5 protein-coding genes are annotated in these 8,763 nt (G+C 44.6%); 1 reads left to right on the plus strand and 4 read right to left on the minus strand.

Annotated elements, in window-relative coordinates; translation table 11 throughout:
- Window positions 1-290: 290 nt before the first annotated feature.
- Window positions 291-1,781 carry a bifunctional diguanylate cyclase/phosphodiesterase gene (locus B9J84_RS10740; protein ID WP_094124102.1) on the plus strand — a complete coding sequence of 497 codons (1,491 nt, stop codon included), beginning with the start codon at window positions 291-293 and terminating at the stop codon, window positions 1,779-1,781.
- Between the two features lie 230 nt (window positions 1,782-2,011).
- Here B9J84_RS10740 and cydC read toward each other — a convergent pair whose 3' ends face one another.
- The 4 genes from cydC to B9J84_RS10760 form a co-directional block, all read right to left on the minus strand.
- Window positions 2,012-3,733 carry a heme ABC transporter ATP-binding protein/permease CydC gene (cydC, locus tag B9J84_RS10745; protein ID WP_094124103.1) on the minus strand — a complete coding sequence of 574 codons (1,722 nt, stop codon included), beginning with the start codon at window positions 3,731-3,733 and terminating at the stop codon, window positions 2,012-2,014.
- Window positions 3,726-5,513 carry a heme ABC transporter permease/ATP-binding protein CydD gene (cydD, locus tag B9J84_RS10750; RefSeq protein WP_094124104.1) on the minus strand — a complete coding sequence of 596 codons (1,788 nt, stop codon included), beginning with the start codon at window positions 5,511-5,513 and terminating at the stop codon, window positions 3,726-3,728. Before cydD ends, cydC begins: the two co-directional genes overlap by 8 nt.
- Window positions 5,514-5,650: 137 nt before the next feature.
- Complete coding sequence (gene trxB / locus B9J84_RS10755) at window positions 5,651-6,610, minus strand: thioredoxin-disulfide reductase (RefSeq protein WP_094124105.1); 960 nt, start codon at window positions 6,608-6,610, stop codon at window positions 5,651-5,653.
- A gap of 133 nt (window positions 6,611-6,743) precedes the next feature.
- A complete protein-coding gene (locus B9J84_RS10760) occupies window positions 6,744-8,762 on the minus strand; it encodes a diguanylate cyclase (RefSeq protein ID WP_404207035.1) in 2,019 nt (672 codons plus the stop codon).
- Window position 8,763: the final 1 nt, after the last annotated feature.

The following is an 8,763-nucleotide window of genomic DNA, read 5'->3' on the forward strand; positions in this document are numbered from 1 at the left end:
CGCCACGTCGATAAGCGAAACTTTCTCGTTGCCTGTTAATTGATATTAAAATCCCGAGCTTAGCTCGGGATTTTTTCGTTTAATACATTGATAATAAAATAAAAATTAAAACAATAGAGTTGGTATTGAGCACTTGTGCATGATTGACATCCCTATGTTCATATTTTCTGGTATTTAAGTGAGTAGAGTGAAGAAACAGGCTACATGTGGCATGTATGGTATGGTTGACTAAATTTTAGTGATGCTACAATGTTACGATCATAAGCGGGTACATTTGGAGTCAGTTAAACATGGATAGAGCAGGCATCTCAGCCGTTAAAGTGGCACTTATCTACGCAACATTTGCCGTGCTCTGGATATTATTCTCGGATATGACAGTCGAATTATTGCTAGATAACGCCCAGTTGCGCGCTCTCGCTCAAACCTATAAGGGGTTGATGTTTGTCATTATTACCGCCTTACTTTTGCTCATGTTGGTGCTTAGAGGGAATCGCTTACTAGAAAAGGCCAATGATATGGACAGTCTCACTGGGCTGCACAGCCTTAGCATGTTTGTGCGTACTCTCAATATCACGATCAAAAAATTAAAGTCTAATGAGCGATTTATTCTTTGTTACCTTGATGTCGACGATTTTAAAAGTATCAACGAAACTTTGGGGTTTGAGCGTGCAGATGCATTTTTGCAGGATTTAGCTCACGATATTAACGAAATGGCTTTGCCCGGCTCATTAGTATCGCGCTTACATGCCGATCAGTTTGCCAGTTTTGTAAAGTTGAGTGACGCTGTAGATATGGATTCTCATGTTCGGAGCGTCCAACGTCTGTATACCCATCGGGCCAAGCAACACAATATTGAAACAACTTGCTGCATAGGTGTTGCCATTTACCCAGCCGATGGTATCAGTGCCAGAGAACTGATGGTTTCCGCGACTGAGGCTCTTAATGTTGCAAAGAAACAAAAGAATGCCATTCAGTATCATGACAAAACATTAACAGAAAAAGCGATGCAGCGCCGGCAAATGGTCCTCGACCTGCGCTTAGCGATCGACGACGATAGCTTAACGGTTGTATATCAACCTAAATATGACCTAAAAACATTAACAGTCAACGGTGTCGAAGTACTGATTCGTTGGAACCATCCTGTTAAAGGCGCTATCCCGCCGGATGTTTTTATCCCACTAGCCGAGGACAATGGCTTGACGGGCGCTATCTCCAAATTTGTGGTTGGAAAAGTATCACAGGAGCTGGGGCGTTCAGGAATATTGGGGACACAAATTAAACACGTTGCTGTTAATGTCTCCGCGACTGAGTTCAATAATGCTGATGAGATGTATGAACTCACGCGATTTATTCAGCAGCATGAGAATTTGAACTCATACATACGCATTGAAATTACGGAAACAGCAACGCTTACCGATATGAAAAAGAGTGTTGAAATTATTTCTAATCTGCAATCTAACGGGATTACTTTTTCCATCGATGATTTTGGCACTGGTTATACGTCACTTGCCATGCTCAAAGATCTTACTGTGGATGAAATCAAAATTGACCGCAGTTTCGTCTCTGAAGTAGAACATGATGATCGTTCAAGAACGATAGTGAATGCCATTATTGCTATGGCGCAAAGTTTTGACATCAATATTGTGGCAGAAGGCGTAGAGACAGCCAACCAATTGAAAATTTTGCAGACAATGGGCTGTCAACAAGTGCAGGGCTACTACCTAGGACACCCAATGCCAGTGGAAGATCTTATTAACCATCTATCTTTGAATATTAATTAAAAATCTCACCTATAAAATGAGTAGTACGCTCAGTACTTATTAAGCTGATGAGGTACGTATTTAGCTAGTTTGGTTGACTGCCGCTTCTTTGCAAGGCCGCTTCTTCACCCTCATGCACTGACTCTCAAAGCAAGAGGGCGAAGATTTTTCATACCAAGCTTCAGTTACCTAATTCAGCATAGTGTTCCTAAAAAAGATAAGTCTCATAACGAGCAAATGACAAACGATGACTACAAGGTTTGCTGTAGTTGGAAATAGCGGCCTTGTTTGGCCAATAACGCTTGGTGGCTACCGTATTCCACGATTTCACCTTGTTCAATCAGGCAAATATCATCCATTGTTTCTAACTCGACCAAGCGGTGAGTAATAAAGAGGACCGTTTTATGCGCAAAATGCTGTTGAAACAGAGCCAGAATTTGCTGCTCTGTTTGTTTATCCAAGCCTTCCGTGGGTTCATCGAGTAATAAAATTGAACCGTTGTGGAGCAGCGCGCGCGCGATACCGATGCGGCGTTTCTCTCCACCAGAGAGCTGACGGCCGCCGTCACCCAGCCATGCGTCCAAACCTAGATCGTCCAATAGAGTATGTAAACCGACTTGCGTTAAGGCGTGAGCCAACTGTTGATCGTTTGCGCTTGGATTAGCCATCGCGAGGTTGTCTCGCAGCGTGCCATTGAGTACATCTACACGTTGGCTAACCACACTGATGGTTTGGCGAAGTTCGCTCTCATTCCATGCTGTTAAGTGGGTACCTGCAATGGAGACGCTACCTTGCTGTGGATCCCAATAGCGTGACAGCAGTTGCATTAAGGTTGATTTGCCAGAGCCTGTTTGTCCCACTATTGCAACGCGATGCCCTGCGGGAATATGGAGGTTGACACCGCGTAGCACATCTTGGCTGCTGTCAGGATAGTGAAAGGTTACGTCTGAAAATTCAATATCGAATTGACCTGAGTGCTGAGTTGAAGCGGTAGGAAATTGGACTTCAGGCTCAGCCAGAATAATATCGTTGAGGCGGCGAGCAGAAGTGAGTGTTTGTCCTAAATGTTGAAATGCACCAGCAATCGGCATCAGCAGTTCAAAACTTGCCATAGTTGCAAAAGCCACCAGTGCAATCATCGGGTCGGGTTGATTACCTGCCACACCATCGGCGGCAAGCCAGATCACTAACACAAGCGTCCAGCCATTAGCGAGCATGAGCAGTGCTTGTGCAAGGCCAGAAAAATGAGCGTTAGCCAATTGATTGACCAGCAATTTTTGCTGCGCGCTAAGAATCGCTTTACGGTAACGGTTTTCTGCACCAAACAGGGTCAGTTCACTGTAGCCTTGCAACCAGTCAAGCGTTGCAATACGCAAATCCGCCTTGTGCTGGGTGAGCTCGGCACCATTACGCTGACCCAGTTTATAAAAGAGGACTGGCCACACGAGTAGTAGCGTTAGAAGAATTGCACCAAGGGTTAAGCCAATGGCAGGGTCGAACCAACATAAGAATGCCGTTAACGCACTAATGCCCAGTACACCCACGGTTACTGGGCTGATTAAGCGTAAATAGACGTGATCCATAGCATCGATATCTGCCACTAGACGGTTGAGTAAATCAGCGTCTCTGAGGTTTGACACACGACCTGGGATCAGTGGCGCGAGTTTTTGGAAGAAGAAAATACGCAGATCCGTCAGCAGCTTGAATGTAGCATTATGGCTGACAACACGCTCACCCCAACGTCCTGCAGTGCGTCCCATGGCAAACCCACGTACAAACGCGCCCGGTAGCATGTAGTTGAATGTTTCACGAGCAATGGTTAAGCCAGCAATGGCCGCTGCGGATAAAAACCAGCCGGATAAGGTCAGTAGGCCAATCGAGGCAAACAGGGTTAAAAAGGCCAGCAGCATGCCGAGAGATAAACCAAACCAGTGCTTTTTATACAATTTAAGGTAAGGGATGAGATCACGCATCAAGGTTCCCCTTATTGGCTTCATCAAGCGCTTGATTAGCTTGTAACATATCGGAAAACAGGCCCTTTTGCTGGCTGAGTGTGTTGTAATCGCCTGCTTGAACTATCGCCCCATTTTGCATCACCAAAATCTGTTGCACCGATTTTAATGGTGCTAATTGGTGTGTCACGATTAAAGCGGTGTGGTGTTGAATTTGGCGGTTCAAACCTTGCATCACTAACTGTTCGCTGCGTGCATCTAAGCTGGCGGTTGGTTCATCAAGTAGCCAAAAATTGCCGTTTTGTAGCAGCGCGCGAGCAAGTGCAATTCGCTGAGCTTGTCCGACAGATAATCCACCAGATCGATCGGTGATGGCGTAATCCAAACCATGTTTGTCGACAAATTCAGCCGCATAGGCATTGTCTAAAGCCGAATGAAGCGCTTCGTCACTCATGTCATGCTTGCCGAGGCTGATATTCTCAACGATGGTTCCGTGCACCAATAGTGGGTTTTGCCCAACCCAACTGATCTGCTTACGCCAGCTGGTATGTTCAAGATCGCTCAGTTCAATACCATTAATTTTCAAACTGCCTTGGTAAGGCATGAAGCCTAAAATGGCGTTTACTAAGCTGGTTTTACCTGCACCGCTTGGCCCGACAAGCGCAGTGGTCGAATGGTTATCTAACGTAAATGAAATTGGGCCGACCAAGCGTTTTCCTTCAGGGCTAAACACTTCAAGATCTCGCGCTACAATGTCAATCTGCTGTGCACCGTCGAGCGAGATAGAGCCTGATTTCACCTTGCTAATGTCTGTTTCCAAAAACTCGACAATGCTTTCAGCCGCGCCGACAGCTTGTTGTTTGGCGTGATAAAAGGTGCCCAAATCACGTAATGGTTGATAAAACTCAGGCGCAAGGATCAAGATAAATAGGCCGGAAAATAGAGTTACGGCTGTACCGTAGTAGCCGAAATTCAACTCGCCAATAAAGCTAAAACCAAAGTAAACGGCGGTGATGGCGATCGATATCGAGGTGAAAAATTCTAACACTGCTGATGATAGAAAGGCGATTTTCAATACATCCATTGTGCGAGTGCGAAAGACTTCAGAAGCGCCTTTAAGCTGATCGGCTTCGGCTTGTGTGCGGTTGAATAGGCGTATTGTGGTCATCGACTGCAGGCGATCATAAAAGTGGCCAGATAACCGCTGCAGAGCTTTGAAATTTTTACGATTAGCATCGGCCGCTTTCATGCCGACTAAGGCCATAAACAGCGGCACTAAGGGGGCGGTGATTAAGAAGATCAAACCCGCCGCCCAGTTGACGGGAAAGACCACAATCAAAATCATAAACGGGATCAACACAGATAATGACATCTGCGGTAAATAGCGCGCAAAAAAGTCCTGCATGTTTTCGACTTGTTCAAGCAGTAATGTTGCCCATGCACCGGCAGGCTTACCTTTAATGTAAGCAGGGCCTAACTCGCGAACTTTATTCAGTATTAACTGACGGATATAAATGCGGATCTGCTCTCCGCAGCGAAAACCCGCAATTTCACGCCCCCATGCGCACGCGGCGCGCACAGCAATCGTCACCACCAAACCAAGAAAATAGGGAATGAGCTCTGCTTTATCAACTTGTTCAATAATCAGTTGATGCAGAATGGAGGCGAGGAGTGCGGCCTGAGCCAGCAAAAACACACTTGATAATACGCCAAGGCCAACAGCAATCATTAACCAGCGTTTTGCCAGTTTACTTTGCTGTTTGAGCCAATTATTCAAGCTACGTTGCTTTTTCTTATCCATTTCGAAGGCTTAATGAGAATTATTATGTAAACGGAAGGGCGGTAGTATACAAAATAAAGCCCGATGGATATACCACCGGGCTGTAGGGTTTTGTTATAAAACTGGAAAATAACCTTTTGCTTACTTGTCGTTCATGCCTACTTATCGTTCAAGCTATCTAGGTAACGTTCCGCATCTAAGGCGGCCATACAACCCGTTCCTGCCGAAGTGATCGCTTGGCGATAGTTGTGATCCATCACATCACCAGCAGCAAACACACCTTCAATACTAGTTTGAGTTGCATTACCATCAATGCCAGATCTGACCACGATATAGCCTTCTTTCATCTCTAGCTTACCAGCAAACATGTCGGTATTCGGTTTGTGACCAATCGCGATAAAGACGCCCATCACGTCCAGATCTTCTGTCGTTTCTGATTGGGTGTGTTTCATACGAACACCCGTCACGCCAGTCTCATCACCTAAGACTTCCTCTAAGGTACGGTCAGTGTGTAGCACTATATTGCCGCTTGCGACTTTATCCATCAGACGGTTAATCAGTATTTTTTCTGCGCGGAACGAATCACGTCGGTGGATGAGGTGAACTTGTGCCGCAATATTAGATAGATAAAGCGCTTCTTCCACAGCGGTATTGCCGCCGCCCACTACTGCAACTTTTTGGTTACGATAGAAAAAACCATCGCAAGTAGCACAAGCGGAAACTCCTCGTCCTTTAAAGGCTTCTTCTGAACCTAAACCTAGGTAACGTGCGGATGCACCTGTTGAAATGATCAGAGCATCGCAGCTATATTCTGCACTATCGCCTTTAAGGCGGAATGGCCGCTGTGAAAAATCAACTTCATTAATATGATCAAACACAATCTCGGTTTCGAAGCGCTCGGCATGCTCTTTCATTCGCTCCATTAAAGCAGGGCCAGTGAGGCCTTCGGCGTCTCCTGGCCAGTTTTCTACTTCTGTAGTGGTCGTTAACTGACCACCTTGCTGCATACCGGTAACGAGAACTGGATTAAGGTTAGCGCGAGCTGCGTAAACGGCTGCCGTATAACCAGCCGGGCCAGAACCAAGAATAAGAAGTTTGCAATGTTTCACGTTGCTCATGGGGACTCCAGTATCGAAAATGCTCGAAAATTTAACACGATTGTAGGGAATATCTCGAGTCAATTAAAGCGATTACATAGGCTAGCTTAGAAATAATCGTTATATAGCCAAACTAAGCAATGATGGGACTTGGCTAATAAGTCAGCCAACGTGTTTTTAAGCAATTTCGGCCGCTGGCTTTAGCCGCATAAAGCAGTTGGTCGACTTCTTCACACAATGCTTGGAGGTCTAAATCAATATTCGTTGCGGTCAACACGCCAAAACTCGAAGTGACGGATACCGATTCTCGTGATTCGGTTACAAAATCGTGGTCTTCAATTTTCCGGCGTAAGGTTTCGGCAATTTCGCTAGCGACGCTTAAGTCAGTGTCGGGTAGTAAGATGAGAAACTCTTCCCCACCGTAGCGAGCGACAACATCGGAAGAGCGTACCGATGACTTAAAGATAGCCGCAATTTCCACTAATACTTGATCGCCGAAGGCGTGACCATAAGTGTCATTAATGACTTTAAAATAATCAATATCGGTCAAAATAAGGCTAATCGGTTTTGCATCTTCATTATGTTGGATTTGTTCGTCTAATTGCGCTGAGTCGAATGGTTCGGCGTTTTTTTTAGGTGAAGATTGACCTTTGAACCAAGTCTGTTGCCACATCAAAATCCGTTGTGCGAGTTTAATAAGCGCTTCGCTACTATTTTGGTAAGATTTGGATTGATGTTTTGCAAATCGTTCTTCCATGTAGCGTCGATTATACAAGCCAGTCAAGGTGTCCGTTTTGGCAAGCATGCCCATTTTGATGCGAGAGCGGTTGGCCCAGATAAATATGACCAATAATCCGATTAATGCAAGAGCAAGGAAAAAGACAATTTCACCTAATAGATGAAACGTTTTCTGATGGTTTTCAATTTCTAGCTTTTGAAGTACGTTGTTCCAGTTTAGATCCTGATTTTCATATTGTAGACGCTCAAGATCAAACAACATTTGTTGTCTCTGTAAGTTCTCTATCTGTTCAACATTGCGAAGTGTGAGCGATCGTAAATGATAAAAATCATAAGTTTCATAGGCTTGTTTGTAGTTATTTTGCCCAGCATAAGCCTGTGCTGCCACTTTTAACAACTCTATCTGTTGAATAAGTAGATTTGATCTTTGTTTGATATGCGCAATGAGTGGTTCTACAAATTCAATCACTTCACCGTAGCGTTTTTGTTCCAATAGATCTTGTGTTTGTAATAGCTGAAAAGTGGCAAGGTAGCCTGGTTGGCTTTCTCGGTACTGCAGTTCCTCCGCTTTTTTCAAGAAAAAGCGCATTTGATCACGGTTGTTGGTATCTCGATAAAGTCGTGCAAGTTCAATGTTAATACGAAAGCGATGTCGCCCGTCACCCAGTATTTGTGCCAGCTTGAGTGCTGTTTTATAGGTTTCGATCGCCGCCGTGATTTGATTACGTGACTCTTGCAACTTAGAGATGTCGAGTAAGCTAACCAACTGGCTATAGGACATTTTACGCTGCTTGAAGTAACTGTAGGAATTTTCAAGTAACAGTTGTGAACGATCAAAATCTTGTAGCTGAACCAGTATTTGACCTAGACCGTGAGATATTCTCTCCATTAACTCTTTGTTATCTATGGATTTTGCTGTATCAATTGAGGTCATTATTGCGGCGTACGATTTTTTAAACTCGCCTTGCTCTTGGTAATAGAGACTTTTAGCTAGTAATACTTCTGATTCGATTTGTGCATTGTGATCGTTTCCTGCTTCAACTAACAGTGCGTCAAGTTTCGGCAACACGTCGACTTTTTGGTGCCGTAAAGCTTGAATCTCTCTTAGTTTGAGAGTGAGCGTTTCAACGTTGGTGTGTTCTGTTCGCTTTAATCCTAATTGCGCCGCTTCTAAGCTCCTATCATATTCCTCTAGTAGCCCATATACAGTGGCTTTGGCTAAATAGTAACGGACAACGAGAGCGGAAGGCTGTGACAATATGATGTAGTCTTCTTCTAGTTCACTAATTTGTGCTTTTGCCTTGATCGGTAGTGAATAGGTGATCTGCTCAATGCCCTCCAATGCTTGGAGAAATTTATCTTTAGGATCCATAGCCGCATAGGCATTGATTACACTGAAACCTAATGCGATGAAAGCCCACAGTGTGACTTTAATA

It is taken from the genome of Vibrio sp. V03_P4A6T147, from assembly GCF_002241085.1.
GTDB lineage: Bacteria > Pseudomonadota > Gammaproteobacteria > Enterobacterales > Vibrionaceae > Vibrio > Vibrio anguillarum.